General features: G+C 60.5%; 16 protein-coding genes. 5 read left to right on the forward strand and 11 right to left on the reverse strand.

From position 1 onward, the window contains the following. The first annotated feature begins 223 nt into the window (after nucleotides 1–223). The 5 genes from KZH41_RS01640 to KZH41_RS01660 all read left to right on the forward strand — a co-directional run bounded on the left by KZH41_RS01640 (nucleotide 224) and on the right by KZH41_RS01660 (nucleotide 4,608). Nucleotides 224–508 carry a hypothetical protein gene (locus KZH41_RS01640; RefSeq protein WP_094949661.1) on the forward strand — a complete coding sequence of 95 codons (285 nt, stop codon included), beginning with the start codon at nucleotides 224–226 and terminating at the stop codon, nucleotides 506–508. A gap of 77 nt (nucleotides 509–585) precedes the next feature. Next, nucleotides 586–750: a DUF1328 domain-containing protein gene (locus tag KZH41_RS01645; protein ID WP_003170804.1), complete on the forward strand. Its 165-nt coding sequence runs from the start codon at nucleotides 586–588 to the stop codon at nucleotides 748–750. 2 nt (nucleotides 751–752) lie between these two features. Continuing rightward, complete coding sequence (locus KZH41_RS01650) at nucleotides 753–1,220, forward strand: inhibitor of vertebrate lysozyme family protein (RefSeq protein ID WP_242153718.1); 468 nt, start codon at nucleotides 753–755, stop codon at nucleotides 1,218–1,220. Nucleotides 1,221–1,950: 730 nt separating this feature from the next. Further along, the gene (gltP, locus tag KZH41_RS01655) at nucleotides 1,951–3,282 is read left to right on the forward strand and encodes a glutamate/aspartate:proton symporter GltP (RefSeq protein WP_094949659.1); all 1,332 of its coding nucleotides are present in this window, start codon (nucleotides 1,951–1,953) and stop codon (nucleotides 3,280–3,282) included. A 96-nt stretch (nucleotides 3,283–3,378) separates the two neighbouring features. Further along, nucleotides 3,379–4,608 (forward strand): nucleoside recognition domain-containing protein, encoded by a 1,230-nt coding sequence (locus KZH41_RS01660; protein WP_094949658.1) that lies wholly within the window; start codon nucleotides 3,379–3,381, stop codon nucleotides 4,606–4,608. Between the two features lie 94 nt (nucleotides 4,609–4,702). Here the strand turns inward: KZH41_RS01660 and lptE are convergent, their stop codons facing one another. From lptE to KZH41_RS01715, 11 genes are all read right to left on the reverse strand, one after another. Then, complete coding sequence (gene lptE, locus KZH41_RS01665; RefSeq protein ID WP_263274263.1) at nucleotides 4,703–5,314, reverse strand: LPS assembly lipoprotein LptE; 612 nt, start codon at nucleotides 5,312–5,314, stop codon at nucleotides 4,703–4,705. After that, complete coding sequence (locus KZH41_RS01670) at nucleotides 5,311–6,249, reverse strand: MlaD family protein (protein ID WP_094949656.1); 939 nt, start codon at nucleotides 6,247–6,249, stop codon at nucleotides 5,311–5,313. Before KZH41_RS01670 ends, lptE begins: the two co-directional genes overlap by 4 nt. 1 nt (nucleotide 6,250) lies before the next feature. Then, the gene (locus KZH41_RS01675; RefSeq protein WP_263274264.1) at nucleotides 6,251–7,054 is read right to left on the reverse strand and encodes an ABC transporter ATP-binding protein; all 804 of its coding nucleotides are present in this window, start codon (nucleotides 7,052–7,054) and stop codon (nucleotides 6,251–6,253) included. After that, nucleotides 7,051–8,199 carry an ABC transporter permease gene (locus tag KZH41_RS01680; RefSeq protein WP_242153722.1) on the reverse strand — a complete coding sequence of 383 codons (1,149 nt, stop codon included), beginning with the start codon at nucleotides 8,197–8,199 and terminating at the stop codon, nucleotides 7,051–7,053. The genes KZH41_RS01675 and KZH41_RS01680 overlap by 4 nt, the downstream gene beginning before the upstream one ends. 54 nt (nucleotides 8,200–8,253) lie before the next feature. Continuing rightward, complete coding sequence (locus tag KZH41_RS01685; protein ID WP_094949653.1) at nucleotides 8,254–9,285, reverse strand: DUF5924 family protein; 1,032 nt, start codon at nucleotides 9,283–9,285, stop codon at nucleotides 8,254–8,256. A gap of 67 nt (nucleotides 9,286–9,352) precedes the next feature. Further along, nucleotides 9,353–10,738 carry a M16 family metallopeptidase gene (locus KZH41_RS01690; RefSeq protein ID WP_242153724.1) on the reverse strand — a complete coding sequence of 462 codons (1,386 nt, stop codon included), beginning with the start codon at nucleotides 10,736–10,738 and terminating at the stop codon, nucleotides 9,353–9,355. A gap of 57 nt (nucleotides 10,739–10,795) precedes the next feature. Further along, the gene (locus KZH41_RS01695) at nucleotides 10,796–12,454 is read right to left on the reverse strand and encodes a Na/Pi cotransporter family protein (RefSeq protein ID WP_094949651.1); all 1,659 of its coding nucleotides are present in this window, start codon (nucleotides 12,452–12,454) and stop codon (nucleotides 10,796–10,798) included. Nucleotides 12,455–12,755: 301 nt separating this feature from the next. Then, nucleotides 12,756–13,523, reverse strand: coding sequence for a TerC family protein (locus KZH41_RS01700; RefSeq protein ID WP_094949650.1), 768 nt, complete (start codon nucleotides 13,521–13,523; stop codon nucleotides 12,756–12,758). 65 nt (nucleotides 13,524–13,588) lie between these two features. Then, the gene (locus tag KZH41_RS01705; RefSeq protein ID WP_094949649.1) at nucleotides 13,589–14,896 is read right to left on the reverse strand and encodes a CitMHS family transporter; all 1,308 of its coding nucleotides are present in this window, start codon (nucleotides 14,894–14,896) and stop codon (nucleotides 13,589–13,591) included. Between the two features lie 272 nt (nucleotides 14,897–15,168). Further along, the gene (locus KZH41_RS01710) at nucleotides 15,169–17,130 is read right to left on the reverse strand and encodes a DUF4105 domain-containing protein (RefSeq protein ID WP_094949648.1); all 1,962 of its coding nucleotides are present in this window, start codon (nucleotides 17,128–17,130) and stop codon (nucleotides 15,169–15,171) included. Beyond that, nucleotides 17,127–17,447: a DUF2388 domain-containing protein gene (locus KZH41_RS01715; RefSeq protein WP_094949647.1), complete on the reverse strand. Its 321-nt coding sequence runs from the start codon at nucleotides 17,445–17,447 to the stop codon at nucleotides 17,127–17,129. Before KZH41_RS01715 ends, KZH41_RS01710 begins: the two co-directional genes overlap by 4 nt. Nucleotides 17,448–17,472 lie beyond the last annotated feature (25 nt).

Here is a 17,472-nt window from a genome sequence, read left to right on the forward strand (position 1 = left end):
ACTCGATATCCGATTTCGATCCCTTGACCCGACCATTGACCATCGTGCATTTCGCACGGCCTGGATAGGGGCATCGTGCAGGATGCTGGGCTCAGCGGCTGTAATGTATTTATAACCATCTGATTCTATTGAGTTTTATTTTGTAAAAGATCTGGCATGCACCCTGCAATACCTCTCCCAACAGTGTCATGACCGAATATTCAGAATGCGGGAGAAATGCAGCATGACTCGCCAAAGCCTCAGCCAATTGCGTGTATCGCCACTGCGCTTGCAGCAAGGTCTGTTCGCCAGCCTGGCCTTGATGGTCACGTTGATTGCCGGCCAGCAGATGCAGCATTGGCAGCAGAGTCAGCAGCAAGCCCCCCAATTTGAACGTCCGATGATGACCCAGACCCATTTCCGTTCCGTTGGCAGCGCGACTGCCGATGTAACCGCCCCGCAATTGAGAGTGGCTGACCAGGGTTCGACCCTGGGCGAATTGCCCGCTCAAGAGCGTTGGGTGTTCTAGGCAACAAAAGGTCGCTTGTGTTGAGCGGCGCACTGCACTACCGCTGTTACCCCTCTAGAAGCGTAAGGAGAATTACCATGTTGAGTTGGGCAATCACATTTCTGATCATCGCCATTGTGGCTGCAGTCCTGGGCTTCGGTGGTATCGCGGGCACCGCCACGGGTATCGCAAAAATTCTGTTTGTGGTCTTCCTGGTGATGTTCATCGCTTCGTTCTTCTTTGGTCGTCGCGGCCGAGGCTGAATATGACCACTTTGTCTATCAAAGCCATTGCTGCCGCCCTGCTCTTGGGCGGTAGCGGCCTGGTGATGGCCGCCAATGACGGCCAATCCCGGGCCAACGAGTTGCTCAGTGCGGACAAGCAGTACCGCGAAACCTGGCAAAGCGTGGTGAAGAAAGAAGAGCGCCTGCCGGAATGGGTGATGAACCTGTCGGGTACGGCCGAACAAATGAATGCGCTGGAAGAAGATGGCGAGAAATACTTGGTCGGGCCGCTCTGCGAAACAGCAGATACCTGCTTGAACAAGCGCCTGATCGTTGCCTTCAGCTACGACAAGGAAGATGCCTACGCCATGTTGGTACAAGTCCCGGCCGGTCTGCCGGCAGACAAGTCCCCGACACGGCATGCCGACTACCGTTTCATCGGTAAGCCGAACGAAGGCATGCAAAAGCTGCTGATGGAGCAGCTTAAGAAAGATCCGAATTGGTACTAGGTTCCGTCTGACGCTTCTGTCGTCAACGGGGCCGGCGTCCATAGAAAGAAGCTCCTTCGCTTCTTTCTGTCTGCATCGCCCGCCAAGGGTGATGCATGACCAGGGGGCCGGGTTGCTCTGATCCATCGAGATCGGCGTGACCTACGGGTACAGGGAGTGCCTGCGCAAGGGCCGGGTCAGGCAAAAAGCTGCGACGCAAGTTCACAAGTCCTCAAGCTTGCTGAACTTGCGGCGGGCTTATGGCACCCATTGCCCATCTTGTATGTTGTCCATAGCCGCTATTTTCTTTTCTGTCTCTTCGCAAACATTACTTGGTGTGTCGCGGTGACCTTCTATCGAGAAAATTTTGCGCGTGCCATAGGACATATCCGACGCCAAGCTCATCAAATCCCAGGCATTTTTGCCAGCGACTGAAGGTCGTCCAAAATCTCTGAGCGAGCCGGTATTGGCCGGTTAACGGCATATTCACCTGCCTAAATGGCGTATTTGAACTGACCGTTCGGACAGTTATTTACAAAAAAAGCCATGCCGATTCGGCATAGGGTAGGCGTTTACGGCATTAGACGTCGCTCTCTTGCATGGGAATAGTTGCGCCTTTTTTCGCCTGCCAGTAAGCCATTTCGGCCATGCGGCGGTGACCTTCTACGGAGGCAGATGCACACACTTTTTCGCTTCCGAGCGTTCCAGATGGCGCATTTGCCTTAAGTCCACTTGAAGTAAGGGTAATGACATGAAGAAGGCAAAGCTAAGCCTCGCCTGGCAGATCCTCATCGGTTTGGTGTTGGGGATCGCAATCGGTGCAGTGCTCAACCATTTCAGTGCTGAAAAAGCCTGGTGGATCAGCAATGTGTTGCAGCCGGCGGGCGATATCTTTATCCGCCTGATCAAGATGATCGTGATCCCGATTGTGATTTCCTCGCTGATCGTCGGCATCGCCGGTGTGGGTGACGCGAAGAAGCTCGGTCGAATCGGCGTCAAAACCATCCTTTACTTCGAAGTGGTCACCACCATCGCTATCGTGGTCGGCCTGTTGCTCGCCAACCTGTTCCACCCAGGTGCCGGCATCGACATGAGTACCCTGGGTACCGTCGATATCTCCAAGTACACGGCCACTGCCGCCGAAGTGCAGCATGAGCATGCGTTCATCGAGACCATCCTCAACCTGATTCCCTCGAACATTTTCGCCGCCGTCGCCCGTGGCGATATGCTGCCGATCATCTTCTTCTCGGTACTGTTCGGCTTGGGCTTGTCGAGCCTCAAGCCGGAACTGCGCGAGCCGCTGGTAACCATGTTCCAGGGCGTGTCCGAGAGCATGTTCAAAGTCACCCACATGATCATGAAGTACGCCCCCATCGGCGTATTTGCCCTGATCGCGGTGACCGTCGCCAACTTCGGCTTCGCCTCCTTGCTGCCGCTGGCCAAGCTGGTGATCCTGGTTTACGTCGCCATCCTGTTCTTCGCGTTTGTAGTGTTGGGCTTGATCGCGCGCCTGTTCGGCTTCTCGATCCTTAAGCTGATACGCATCTTCAAAGACGAGCTGGTCCTGGCTTACTCCACCGCCAGCTCCGAGACCGTGCTGCCGCGTGTGATCGAGAAGATGGAAGCCTACGGCGCGCCAAAAGCCATTTGCAGCTTCGTGGTGCCGACCGGCTACTCGTTCAACCTCGACGGTTCGACGCTGTACCAGAGCATCGCCGCTATCTTTATCGCCCAGCTGTACGGCATCGACCTGTCGATCGGCCAGCAACTGATGCTGGTGCTGACGCTGATGGTCACCTCCAAAGGCATCGCTGGCGTACCGGGCGTGTCCTTCGTGGTGCTGCTGGCCACCTTGGGCAGCGTGGGTATCCCGCTGGAAGGCCTGGCGTTCATCGCCGGTGTCGACCGCATCATGGACATGGCGCGTACCGCCTTGAACGTGATCGGCAACGCGTTGGCCGTACTGGTCATCTCTCGCTGGGAAGGCATGTACGACGACGCCAAGGGCGAGCGCTACTGGAACTCCCTGCCGCACTGGCGCAGCAAGCCAGCTTCGCCAACCGCGCAAGCTACCCGCGGCTGATAGCACGACTGCTTTGAGACAAACCCCGGGAAATCCGGGGTTTGTCGTTTCTGCCAGCCCCGCTATCATTCGCCCATCTTTCGGGGGATTTAACTGATGCTCAATGGCCTGTGGCTTGGCTTTTTTGTCGTGGCAATGGTGTCAGCACTGGCGCAATGGCTGATTGGCGGTAATGCCGGGATTTTTGCGGCAATGGTGGAAAGCATTTTCGCCATGGCCAAACTGTCGGTGGAAGTGATGGTGCTGCTGTTCGGCACCCTGACCTTGTGGCTGGGCTTCTTGCGCATCGCCGAAAAAGCCGGGATCGTCGACTGGCTGGCCAAGGCTCTGGGCCCACTGTTTCGCCGCCTGATGCCGGAAGTACCGGCCGGCCACCCCGCCATTGGCTTGATCACCCTTAACTTCGCCGCCAATGGCCTGGGCCTGGACAACGCCGCCACGCCTATCGGCCTGAAAGCCATGAAGGCGCTGCAGGAACTCAACCCCATCCCCAACACCGCGAGTAACGCGCAGATTCTGTTCCTGGTGCTCAACGCGTCTTCGCTGACGCTGTTGCCGGTGACCATCTTCATGTACCGCGCTCAGCAAGGCGCCGTCGACCCGACGCTGGTGTTCCTGCCAATCCTGCTGGCTACCAGCGCTTCGAGCTTGGTGGGTCTGCTCTCGGTGGCGGTAATGCAGCGCCTGCGGCTGTGGGACCCGGTGGTGCTGGCTTACCTGATTCCCGGCGCGCTGATCCTCGGTGGCTTTATGGCGCTGTTGGCGACCTTGTCCGCCACGGCGTTGGCCGGCTTGTCTTCGATCCTCGGCAACCTGACGCTGTTCGGCCTGATCATGTTGTTTCTAGTGATTGGTGCGCTGCGTAAGGTCAAGGTGTACGAAGCGTTTGTCGAAGGCGCCAAAGAGGGCTTCGACGTTGCCAAGAACCTGCTGCCGTATCTGGTGGCGATGCTCTGCGCGGTGGGCGTGTTGCGCGCATCCGGCGCCTTGGACTTTGGCCTGGAAGGCATTCGCCACGTGGTGGCCTGGACGGGCATGGACACGCGTTTTGTCGACGCGTTGCCGACCGCGATGGTCAAGCCGTTCTCCGGCAGTGCCGCGCGGGCCATGCTGATCGAGACCATGCAGACCCAGGGCGTGGACAGCTTCCCGGCGTTGGTGGCGGCGACGATCCAAGGCAGTACGGAGACCACCTTCTATGTGTTGGCGGTGTACTTTGGCTCGGTGGGGATCCAGCGGGCACGGCATGCCGTGGGATGTGCGTTACTGGCTGAGTTTGCTGGCGTCGTGGCGGCGATTTCGGTGTGCTACTGGTTCTTTGGTTAAGGCTTAGATTGCTATCGCAGGCAAGCCAGCTCCCACCTGTTTGAATGTATTTACACATCAAAATGTGGGAGCTGGCTTGCCTGCGATGAGGCCCTCAGCGTTTCGCAGCAGTATTGCCCTGCTGCACCACCCAATCCACCACCTGCTTATTCAACTGATCCCCCGCCTGCCCAAACGCAGCCACTACGGCCGGTACCTTGGTGTCACCCACCGGCTGGCGCACCTCAAACCGCCGGCTGGCGATAATCCGCTGATCACTCCCGCGCACCAACCGCGCATCCAGGCGGATCACTACTTCCACCGCACTGGCGCGATACTCACTCTGAAACGCCTGCAACTGCCCGCCGAGCTCATAGTCGGCCTGCAGGTTCGTCTCGTCGGTGCTCAGCAGCGTCACGCGCCCATCGCGCTGGAAGCCGTCCATAAAGCGATTGCGCAGCAACACCGGCGTCGGGTCGCTCCAGCGTGAGTTCGCGTAGCTGCTGATCAGGTTGCCATTGGGCACCACGGCAATGCGCGGGCTGTCGAGGAATTCGCTGCTCTGCGGCTTGGACACGCGCAACGACCAGCTGACCGGTGTGCCTTGGGAGACTGTCTGGGCCGAAGCCAGGCGGTACACGTCGGAGGGGTCGGCCTTGGGCAGAATCGAGCACGCGCTGATCAGCGCGAGGGCCACGGGGGCGATCAGTTGGTAAGCGCGCTTCATGGCGTGAACTCCTTATTCTTGTCGCTGCCCAGCAGGTAACCGCTGGGGTTGGCTTCCAGGCGGCGAGAGATGGCGCGCAGCGAACCCAGGGTTTCGCGCAGCTCGCGCACGGCCGGCGCCAGTTCGTTGAGGCCTTGCATGCCGCTGTTCACTGAGTCCTTGTTGTTGGTCAGCAAGGTGTTGATGGTCGCGGTGCTTTGCTCGAGGGATTTCATCGCTTGCTCGGCGCTGCCGAAGGCTTGCTTGCCTTGTTCGTTGAGTAAGCCGTTGGCGTTGCGCATCAGCACGGTGGTTTGCTCCAGGGCGGCAGTCGCCTGTTTGCTCACCTGCATCAATTGCTGCATCACCACTTTGATGTCGCCGCGCTGCTCGGCAATCGCCCCGGTGGTTTGCTGCAGGTTGTCCAACGTGTTGCTCAGACGCTCGACGTTCTCGCGGGAGAACATGTGGTTGGCGTTGTGCAGCAGCAGGTTAATGCTGGTCATCAGGTCGTTGCTGTTATTGAGCAGGCGTGCGATCGGCGAGGGCGAGGCGATGATTTCTGGCAGGTTGCCGTCTTTGCCCTTGAGCTCCGGGCTTTGCGGTGTGCCGCCGCTGAGCTGGATGATCGAGGTGCCGGTGATGCCGGTCAGGGCCAGCTTGGCCTGGGTGTCTTCCTTGATCGGCGTCTGCCCGGACAGGCGGATGCGTGCGAGTACACGGCGCGGGTCTTTGGGGTCCAGGCGCAGGCTGATCACATCGCCGACCTTGATCCCGCTGTACTGTACCGAACTGCCCTGGGACAGGCCGCTGACGGCCTCGTTGAACACCACTTCATAGTCCTGAAAGGCGCTATCGACGCTGGACTTGGCCAGCCACAGGCCAAACAGCATCGCGCCGACTACCACGATCACGCTGAACAGACCGATCATCACATGATGGGCTCGGGTTTCCATGTCATACCTCGTTGAGCGATTGAGCGGCATTCAATGCCGCGCGGCCCCGGGGGCCGTGGAAGTATTCGTGAATCCAGGCGTCGTCCGTTTCCGAGACGACATCGATGGCATCGGCCACCAGCACTTTTTTCTGCGCCAGCACCGCCACGCGGTCGGTGATGGTGTACAGCGTGTCCAGGTCGTGGGTGACCAGGAACACACTCAAGCCCAGCGCATCGCGCAGGGTCAGGATCAGTTGGTCGAATTGCGCGGCGCCAATCGGGTCGAGGCCGGCGGTGGGTTCGTCGAGAAACAGGATGTCCGGGTCCAATGCCAACGCCCGCGCCAAGGCCGCGCGCTTGATCATGCCGCCGGAGAGTGACGATGGGTACTTGTCCGCCGCCGACAGCGGCAACCCCGCAAGGGCAAGCTTGACCGCAGCCAGGTGTTCGGCATCGGCGCGGCTGAGGCCGGCGTGTTCGATCAATGGCAGCGCGACGTTCTCGGTGACGGTCAGCGAGGAAAACAGCGCGCCTTTCTGGAACAGCACGCCGAAGCGCCGTTCCACCAGTGAGCGCTCATGTTCGGACAGGCTTGGCAGGTTCTTGCCGAACACCCGCACTTCGCCTTCGCTGGGGCGGCGCAGGCCGACGATGCTGCGCAGCAACACCGACTTGCCGCTGCCGGAGCCGCCGACCACTGCCAGGATCTCGCCTTTATACAACTCCAGGTCGAGGTTTTCATGCACGCTCTGGCTGCCAAAGCGGTTGCACAGGCCGCGCACTTCGATCACCGCCTCAGTGGGCGAACGGTGTAGACGACTCACCAGCCCATCTCCATAAAGAACAGCGCGGCGACGGCATCCAGCACGATCACCACAAAGATCGATTGCACCACGCTGGAGGTGGTGTGGGCGCCGACCGACTCGGCGCTGCCGCTGACCTTGAAGCCTTCGAGGCAGCCAATCGCGGCAATCAGGAAGGCGAAGATCGGCGCTTTCACCATACCGACCAGGAAATGCTGCACACCAATGTCCGATTGCAGCAGCGAGAGGAACATCGCCGGGGAAATATCCAAGGCCAAGGCGCACACCACACCGCCGCCGACAATCCCCGAGAGCATCGCCAGGAACGTCAGCATCGGCAGCGACACCAGCAGCGCCATCACCCGTGGCAGTACCAGCAGCTCCATCGGGTCCAGGCCCAGGGTGCGGATCGCGTCGATTTCTTCGTTGGCCTTCATCGAACCGATTTGTGCGGTAAAGGCGCTGGCGGTGCGGCCGGCGATCAGGATGGCGGTGAGCAGTACGCCGAACTCCCGCAGGAACGAGAACGCCACCAGGTCCACGGTGAAGATGGTCGCCCCAAAACTCTTGAGCACCGTGGCGCCGAGAAACGCCACCACCGCGCCGACCAAGAAGGTCAGCAACGCCACAATGGGCGCGGCATCCAGGCCGGTTTGTTCGATGTGCGCGACCATCGGTGTGAGACGCCAGCGCTTGGGGCGGAACATGCCACGGGCGAAGGTTTCGAGGATCAGGCCGATGAAGCCGAGCAGCTTCATGCCGTCTTGCCACACGGTATCTACGGCGCGGCCGATGCGCGCCAACACTTGGATGCCGGTCGCCTCTTCCGGCTCTTTGGTCGGTACGCAGAAATCATTGAGTGAGCGGTAGACAGTCTTGAGCAGCGCGCGGTCGGCGGCAGACAAGCTGCAATCGGTTTGCTCGGCGGACTGCTCGATACGCTCCGGGCCCAGCAGCTCCACCAGCAGCGACGCGCCGGCGGTATCCAGGGCGCCCAAGCCATTCAGGTCGATGCGCGCGCCGGCGTCGTATTGGCCGTCGAGCGTGTCCGACAGCTTCTTCAGGTTTGCGTAGTGGGCAAGCGTCCAGTCCCCCGTAATCCTGAGTAACGGGGGGGCGGAAGAAGTATCCAAGTGGGCTGCGCCGGCTGTTGTACGGGTGGTCATAAGCTCCGAGCTTGTTTGGCTATCCAGAATCCCTACGTAATAGCACGATACAACCTACTTTGGGTTGTCCGTTTGTGCTGTGTCAGTGACTTTGAAGCGCAGCACACCGATGACCTGGCCGTCTTCCGTCAGCACTCGCACTTGCCAGCGGCCTACCGCATCGGCGGGGAAGTTCTGCTTGTGGGTCCAGGCGCGGTAGCCTTCCTTGCGCCCGCCGTGGATATCCAAGGCGATGCGGTCGACCTCTTGGCCGTTGAATTTCCACACGTGGTAAATCCGCTCGTCCAGCCCGCGCGGTGCGTTGATTGCGGTGTAGGCGTACAGCCCGCCGCTGCGCAATTGGGCGGCGCTGACTTCCTTGAGGTCGTCACCGGGCGTGCGGTCTTGCAGCTGCGTGCTGATTGCCACTTCGGTCATCCATAACGTGGCGGGCGGCACCCAGCTGCGCAGGAACCAACCCGCGCAACCAATGGCGGCCGTCACGCCCAGTAGCATCGCCCAGCCTTTGATACTGCGCAGCGGCAGGCTTGCGGCCAGGCTCGGGATCGACAGCGCCATGGCTACGCCCAGCGCCAATTTGTAGCTCTCTGCGGTCGTCAGGTGCAGGATGATCGGCAACGCGGTGAGCAGCGCGGCGAACAGGGTCAGAGTGTGCAGCGCCAGGAACAGCGAGCGTTTCGGCGCCAGCCACTTGTAGTACAGCGGGTCGGTGATCGACACCAGCGCCGCCGCGCCGAGCAGGCCGGTGAACACCGATTGGCCGCTGTTCCAGGCGGTGGTGACAAAAAAGAACGGCAGCACAAAGAACAGGCTTTCCTGGTGGATCATCTGGGTGGCGTAGCGCAGCAGCGGCTCGGGGATTTCCCGGTTGAAGACTTTGGTGAACAGCCGGGTAAAGCTGTTTTCCAGCATCAGCCACAGCCAGCTCACCAGCATGATCACCGCGATCCAGCTGGCCATGCCTTGCTGGCGGTCCACCAAGATGAAACTGCACACGCCCGAGATAAAGCCGCCGAGCGCAATCACCCCAGGGTAGCGCTTGATCAATACGAGGATGCGCTGGATAAGGGGCGGCAGGTTTGGCATGGGCGGTTCACAGTGTATGTAGGAAAAAACCCAGACAGAATAACGTCTTAGCCCTGTGTTCGGTGCCTCATTGCGCGGTCCGTTTGCGATAAAGCCGCAAGCCGCCCAGCACAATCGCGATTAACCCGAGCACGCCGGCGCCGATCCAGGTCAGGCTGTCGTAGCTCAGCAGTGGTTTTTCGATGCGCCAATAGCCCGGCTGCTCGAAAACCTGGCGCATGGCCTGGTTGGCCTGTTTCAGGTTCACGGCCTTGATGCGTTTGACTGGGTCGCTGAAGTGGCCGTCGGCGTAGTCGCCGGAGGCACTCCAGTAATAATCGGCCAACGCGCTGTTGCCCTGCACGGCCCAGGCTTGGCGCGCGATGGCGGCTTGCTGCAGGCGCACGAATGTCGTTGCGTCGAGACCGTCCTTGAGCAGTTGCGCCTTGAGGTCCTGCAGCACTTGTTCGGCTTCGGGCAGGTTATCCCGCTCGAGGTCGGCATTCAGGCTGAGGAAACCTACGCCGCCGAGCACTTCGCGCTCGCTCCATGGGCCGTAGGACAAACCGTGCTTGAGGCGCAGTTGGCGGTACAGCGCCCAGTCGAGGTAGTCCTTGAGCAAGTCGTAAGTTTCATCGTGCTGGTCGTCCAGCACCGGTTCGGGGAACAGCCAGTGCAGTTTGGCGCTGTCACCGACCCAGCCGTGGATCAGGTCACGGTGGCTGGCGGCGGCGTGCTGGATTTGCGGTAGCGGCAAATGCTCGCTCGGTTCGATGGGATCAAGTTGGCCGTAGGTGCGTTCCAGGTAAGCCGGCAACAGCTTGTCGAGGTCGCCGACGATGATCAGCGTCATGTTATTGGGCGCGTACCAGTTTTTGCGCAGGGTCTGCAGCTGATCGCGGGTCAGGTGGTCGACCTCGGCGCGTTCGGCGCATTTGAGGCCCAACTCAACAGCCAATTGGTTGCTGGCGGTGTGGCCGAGGTCCTGGCGGTCGAGCAGGCGTTGCAGGTGTGAGTAATGGCCGCCGTCTTCGCGTTCGACCACTTGCTTTGCCGCGTTGATGTTGGCGTCGGTCAGCTCGGAGCGGGTGAGGATCGCCAGCAGCAGGTCGAGCACCTTGCGCTGGTTCTGCGCCGGGGCTTCGATCACAAAGGTGGTGTCGGCGTTGCTGGTGTAGGCGTTCCACTCGCCGCCCAAGGCCTGCATGCGGTCTTCGAGGTCGCCTTCGCCACCGCCGTCGATGCCGCTGAACAACAAGTGTTCGAGCAGGTGCGGCAGCTCCTTTTCTTCGCAGGGGAAGTCATCCAGGCCTACGCCTACCACCAAGCGGATGGCCACGTGCCCGCGTTCGGTGCCCGGCTTGAGCAGCAATTGCAGGCCGTTGGGCAAGGTGTAGCCCTCGACTTGCAAGCGGTCAAAAGCGAAGGCGTGTGCAGAGCCCATGAGCAGGCAGACGAATAACAGGCGACGCATAACAGCTTCCTGGCGAGTGGGGTCCACTGTTAACTGACTTCACTCGCCGTCTTACGTTCAGGGTGAATGGGTGATGTCGGCGATATCTTCGGCGGAGAGCGCGCCGGTGTCGGATGTTTCGAGCACCACATAGGCGCTGCTGCAGAATAGCGAGTTGAGGCGTTTCATGTCGGCAATCAGCTCCAGGTGCAAGGAGCTGGTTTCCAGGCTCTGTACGATTTTGCGTTGCAGACGGCTGACATGCGCGTGCGCCAGACGCCGTTCCTGTGCGCGGAAGCGGCGCTTCTCGCGCAGCAATTGGCGGGCGCTTTCCGGGTCGGCGCTGAGGAACACCGACAGGCCCAGGCGCAGGTTGGCAATCAGCTGAGTATGCAGGCCCGCCAGCTCTTCCAGGCCCACTTCGGAGAACTGCCGGCGCTGCGAGGTTTTCTGCTGCTGGACCTTGCGCAGCATGCGTTCGATCAGGTCACCGGCCAGTTTCAGGTTGATCGACAGTTCGATGATCTCGGCCCAGCGGCGGCTGTCTTGTTCGCTGAGGTCTTCGCGGGGCATTTGCGCCAAGTAAAGTTTGATCGCGCTGTACAGCGCTTCGACGTCATCACTGAGGCTGCGCATTTCCTGGGTGATGGCGGTCTGCTTGCCGCGTAACACTTCGAGCATCGCGGTGAGCATGTTGTCGATCAGGTCACCCAGGCGCAGGGTTTCGCGGGCAGCGTTGGCGAGGGCCAGGCTTGGGGTGGCGAGTGCCGCAAGGTCGAGGTGGCGTGGTTTGGCTTTGCCGTTGGTCTCGGCTTGTTCCGGCAGCAACCAGGCGCACAGGCGTGACATCGGCCCGATGGTCGGCAACAGGATCAGACAGCGGCTGACGTTGTAGAGCAGGTGGAAGGTAATGACCATGCCTTGGGCGCTGTAGTCCAGACCGTCCATCCAGCCGACAAGCGGGTCGAGTACCGGAATGATCAACAGCAAGCCAATCAGTTTGTACAGCAGGCTGCCCAGTGCCACTTGCCGACCGGCTGCGTTCTGCATGCTGGTGCTGAGGAAAGCCAGCACGCCACTGCCGATATTGGCGCCGATCACCAGACCGATCGCCACGTGCAGGCCGATCACGCCGGCGCCGGCCAGGGTTGCCGTGAGCAACACGGCGGCCAGGCTGGAGTAGGAAATCATGGCGAAGAGTGCGCCGACCAAGGCATCCAACAAGATGTCGCCGGTCAGCGAGGCGAACAGCACTTTGACGCCTTGGGCATGGGTAATCGGCCCGGCGGCTTCGACGATCAACTGCAGGGCCAGAATGATCAGGCCCAGGCCGATCCCGACGCGGCCCATCTGCCCGGCCCGCGTCTGTTTGCGCGACAGGAAGAAAATCACCCCCAGAAAGATCAGCAGCGGCGACAGCCAGGACAGGTCAAACGTCAGCACCCTCGCCATCAACGCCGTACCGACGTCGGCGCCGAGCATGGTCGCCAGGGCGGGCATCAGCCCCATCAGGCCTTGGCCTACAAATGAGGTGACCAGCATCGCCGTGGCGTTGCTGCTCTGCACCATGGCCGTCACCAGGATACCGGCGATAAACGCCAGCCAGCGCTTGGACATGTTCTGCCCGATGACTTGGCGCAAGTTGGAACCGTAGACCCGCAAGATGCCGGTACGAACGATGTGCGTGCCCCAGATAAGCAGGGTCACGGCGGAAAGCAGATTGAGCAAGGTCAGCATGCTCGGCCCCCCGTGTGGTTTAGCTCAAAAAGAGCAAATAAGAATTGCCGCGTGCCGCTCTACGTCTTGTACTTAAGCTGTAGTTGGCGAATGGGCTGCGCGCCAGCATCGCATAGCTAAAGTAGGGTTTGAAATAAAACTGTCATGAAGATCGTTCCCACGCTCTGCGTGGAAATGCATCCCGTGACGCTCTGCGTCGCGTTGAGGGTAGGACGCGGAGCGTCTCCGTAGGCGACATACCCACGCAGAGCGTGGGAATGATCATGGGGCGCGAACGCCCCATTTCAGCAGCGGGTGTGTGTTATTGACCCGGAATGTCCTTGCGCAGTTTCACCGGATCCTGCTGTTTCCTGTTTTTCGCGATGGCGGTGCGCATCTTGATGTTGACCGCTTCCACCGCCAGCGAGAACGCCATGGCGAAGTAGACGTAGCCTTTTGGCACGTGCACACCGAAGGATTCGGCGATCAACACCGTACCCACGACCAGCAGGAACGACAGTGCGAGCATTTTCAGCGACGGGTGCTTGTCGATGAATTCGCTGATGGTGCCGGCCGCCAGCATCATCACCAGTACGGCCACCACGATCGCCGCGATCATGACGGGCACGTGGGAAACCATGCCGACCGCAGTGATCACCGAGTCCAGGGAGAACACGATGTCGATGATCGCGATCTGGATGATGGTGTAGATGAATTTGCCTCCCTTGCCGCCTGGTTCGTCGTGGGTTTCGTCTTCACCTTCCAGCGCGTGGTACATCTCCTGGGAGCTTTTCCACAGCAGGAACAGGCCACCGAAGAACAGGATCAGGTCGCGACCGGAAATGCCTTGGCCGAAGACCACGAACAGGTCGGCGGTCAGTTGCATGACCCAGGTGATCGACAGCAGCAACAGGATTCGCGTGACCATGGCCAGGGCCAGGCCGAAGATCCGAGTGCGCGCCTGCATATGCTTGGGCATGCGGCTGACCAGGATCGAAATCATGATGATGTTATCGATGCCCAGGACGATCTCGAGGGCCGTCAGGGTGAAAAAGGCAATCCAGATTTCCGGATTGGTCAGCCATTCCATGTGTATTCCTTTAAGCAAATGTTAAACCGCGCAAGCTGCAGCGCCGCGCGGGTGAGCGGGTACGACTATAGAGTGCTGAACAGCGGAAAAATCCCCATCAGCAAAGCGGCGAACATTATGCAAAGGCATACCAGCACTGCCCACTTGAGGGTAAAGCGTTGGTGGTCGCCAAATTCGATACCGGCCAGGGCTACCAGCAGGTACGTCGAGGGTACCAGCGGGCTGAGCAAATGCACGGGTTGGCCGACGATGGACGCGCGAGCCATTTCCACGGCGGTGATGCCGTAGTGGCTGGCGGCTTCGGCGAGTACGGGCAGTACGCCGTAGTAGAACGCATCGTTGGACATGAAGAAGGTAAACGGCATGCTGACCAGCGCGGTGATCACCGCCAGGTAAGGGCCCATGGCTTCCGGAATGACCGCCAGCAGGCTTTTGGACATGGCGTCGACCATGCCGGTGCCCGACAGGATGCCGGTGAAGATACCGGCGGCGAAGATCAGCCCCACCACCGCCAGTACGCTGCCTGCGTGGGCGGCGACGCGGTCTTTCTGCTGTTGCAGGCACGGGTAGTTGACGATCATCGCAATACTGAACGCCACCATGAACAGCACCGGCAGCGGCAAGAGGCCGGCGATCAGGGTGCACATCAGGGCGAAGGTCAGGGCACCGTTGAACCAGATCAGCTTCGGACGGCGGGCGTCCGGGAATTGCGAAACGCTGATCTCGCTGTGGTCGATTTCATCACCTTGCAGGTGCAGTTCACCCAGGCGCGCACGTTCGCGCTTGCCGTACATGTAGGCGATCACCAGGATCGCCACCACGCCGGCGGCCATGGCCGGGATCATCGGTACGAAAATATCTGAGGGGTCCACATGCAGCGCACTGGCGGCGCGGGCGGTGGGGCCACCCCACGGGGTCATGTTCATCACGCCGCCGGCGAGGATGATCAGGCCGGCCATGATCCGCGGGCTCATGCCGATGCGCTGATACAGCGGCAGCATGGCGGCGACGCAGATCATGTAGGTGGTGGCGCCGTCACCGTCGAGGGACACCACCAGAGCCAGCACGGCGGTGCCGACCGACACTTTCAGCGGGTCGCCCTTGACCATCTTGAGGATCTTGCGCACGGCCGGGTCGAACAGGCCGGAGTCGATCATCAGGGCAAAGTAAAGAATGGCGAACATCAGCATCACGCCGGTCGGCGCAAGTTTGGTGATGCCCGCAAGCATCATTGGGCCGATTTCGGGTGCAAAACCACCAAACAGGGCGAACAGGATCGGCACGATGATCAAGGCAATCAGCGCAGACAGGCGCTTGGTCATGATCAGGAACATGAACGTGATGACCATGGCAAAGCCAAGGAAGGTCAGCATAGGAATACTCCAGGCGTAGCGCGGCTAGGAAATGGCGAACCGAGTGGGGTCAGCGCAGTACGAAAGGCACGTAGCGTACGGTTGGAATGGGGGCGGACAGGCGGTTACGAGCGGACATCAGGAATCACCATTGTTGTTGTTAGCAGCCGGTCTGTTGCCGGCAGTGGGGCGATCCTAGACGTGGAAGCTTTCAGCCAGCTTTCGCTGTGTAATCAGATGATGAGAGGCTTATCCTGTTTTTATGTAGGAAGAGTCAGCTTGTATCTGGCGAATCAGGGAAGCTCAAGGCCCCCGGCCGCTTTGTGCAGCGCCCGCAGGTGCTCGCCCACCTGCTTGAGGTTGGCTTCGGAGGCGGCAATCTCGGCGGCGCGGGAAGGCTCCAGCAGCACCCTCACCTCTTTATCCAGCTCGCCGGTCAAGGATTGCAGCTGCTTCTGGCGTTCGGCGCTTTCCGATTCCAGGCGTTTGGATTCCGACGGTTGCGGCAGGCCGTAGCCGCCACTGCCAAGCAGTTCCGCCGGGCGGCTGAGGAAGCCGCTGTTGGCGAGGATTTGTTGCAGCGTGTTGTTGGCTTTTTCCATGCCACCGTTTTTCAGCTCGCGAGCACCCAGGTAGCGTTGTTTGACTTCGTCCTGGGCCAACATCAGTTGCCTGCGATAGCTGGCCTGTTCCAGCAGCAACAGTGCTGCGCTGGTGCGCAGGTCGGCCTGGCTGAACCATTGGCGGCGCTCTTCGGCACTGAGGGCCAGCCAGTCTTCGACCTGAGTCTGTTTGATCGGCAAGTGTTTGCGCAGCACATCGAACATCGCCTGGTAGCGCTCGCGGAACGAGTCGAAGTGGTAACCTAGGCGCAACGCCTCGCGTTTGTCGTTGAGTACACTGGTGTCAGCCAGGCCGCGCGCGCTGAGAACTTCCAGCAAGCCGTTGGGGGTGATGTTGTCCAGGCCGGTCAATTGGGGGTTGGCGCTGCCGCTACGTAACAGCTTCAGGCTCTCTACCGCACAGTTGTTGGAAATGAAGAAGTAGTTGCCGTCGTAGCTCCAATGCATTTCGGCGGCGTGCTCGACGGTGTCGTTGATCTCTTGACGCGTAAGTTTGAGCGGAACAGATGCCAGGCCGCGAAGCTCAGTTTTGGTGTATTCGTCGATCACTTGGGCCAGCGGCAGCACGAACAGTCGCGACGGGTACTTACCCACCAGTCCATCCCAGCTTGATAGTTGTACGTCACCGACGAAGGCGCGGTAGGACAACACCAGGTGTTGGTCCAGGTCCAGCCGACAATCCGGGCCGCGTGGGCGTCCGGGCGCGCAGATCACCAGGCGCAACATACTGTGGCCCCAGCGGCTGACCAGGTTCTGGTTGGCTTCGGCGAGCAGGTAGTCGATTTCATACACCCGCTCCGGGTCGACCTGGCCCAGCGGCGTCTTGGCGAAATCGTTGCCTGCGTTGAGGAACGCAAAGGTTTGGGCGCAGGTTTCTTGCTCAGGCGGCGCCCAGCCGAAGTGTTCCTTGTAATAGCGGAACAGCGAGGGGCGGCGGCAGGCGTAGCTTGGGTCGAGGAGGAAGTACTCCATGTTGACCGCCACGAACTCCAGCGGGCTGGTGGTTTCGTAGATATCTGGGCTGCGGGCGACTTGATGGTTGTTTTGTTCACGTTCGCCGCGACGGCCAACGTATTGCGGCCAGCCGGCAAGGTCCAGCAGGCGCGGGTCGTCACTTAGGGTAAAGCGGCGGTCATTCTGGCCGCGGCATTGATCGGTCAGGCCGATCAGGCCGGTGATGTTGTTCTGGCGGCTGCAGCGACGGATCAGTGTGCGCTCGTCTTTGGACCACAGGCGCGCACGGTCATAGATGTGGGTCAGTTCATGCAGCACGGTGGCGAGCATTTCGCGGCGCACGGTGCCGTGGGGGCGGTTGGTCTTCTGGGTGGCGGCGCTGCCGTCGGTCAGGCTGGCGAGCAGGTTCTGGTTGAGGTCCAGTTCGGACACCAGTGAGGCCTGGCCGTACGCGTTTTCAGGCATTTTGTCGGTCCAGCCGACATCAATGCGCCGGTCCAACTGCTCGATAAAACGCGGCGGCAAGGCGCGCATCGCTTCATCGAGCAATGCCTGGCTGGCCTGCTGTTCGGCCGGGCTCAAGCCATCGGTCTTGAGCCGCAGTTGCAGGCCGGCCTGAGCTGCGCTTGCACAGAGCAGCACAGTCCCAGCCAATAGCCAGGCGACTAGGCGCCTCACAGAGCGAGAATGGCTTCGGCGAGGGTCTGGTCACTGGCGTCGCGGGCTTGCGGCACGCGGGTTCGCAGGGTGTCGAAGGCAGCTTCGAGCTGTGCGCCGCGGATCTCGCCGTTGGTGGCTACGAAGCTGGCGGCGTCATCGTGGGCTTCGCGCACGATTTTGGAATCACGGATAGACGTGGTGGTGTCCGAGGTGAAGTCAATGGTGCGGGCCGATGCACGCACGATGATGTTACTGGTGGCCTTCAGGGTTTGCGCGTGGGCAACATCGGCCAACAACAGCAAGCCGAGAGCGGCGGCGATCAGCGGACTACGCATGGAAAAACTCCGAATTACAAAGATG

It is taken from the genome of Pseudomonas sp. YeP6b (assembly GCF_025642995.1).
Taxonomy (GTDB): domain Bacteria; phylum Pseudomonadota; class Gammaproteobacteria; order Pseudomonadales; family Pseudomonadaceae; genus Aquipseudomonas.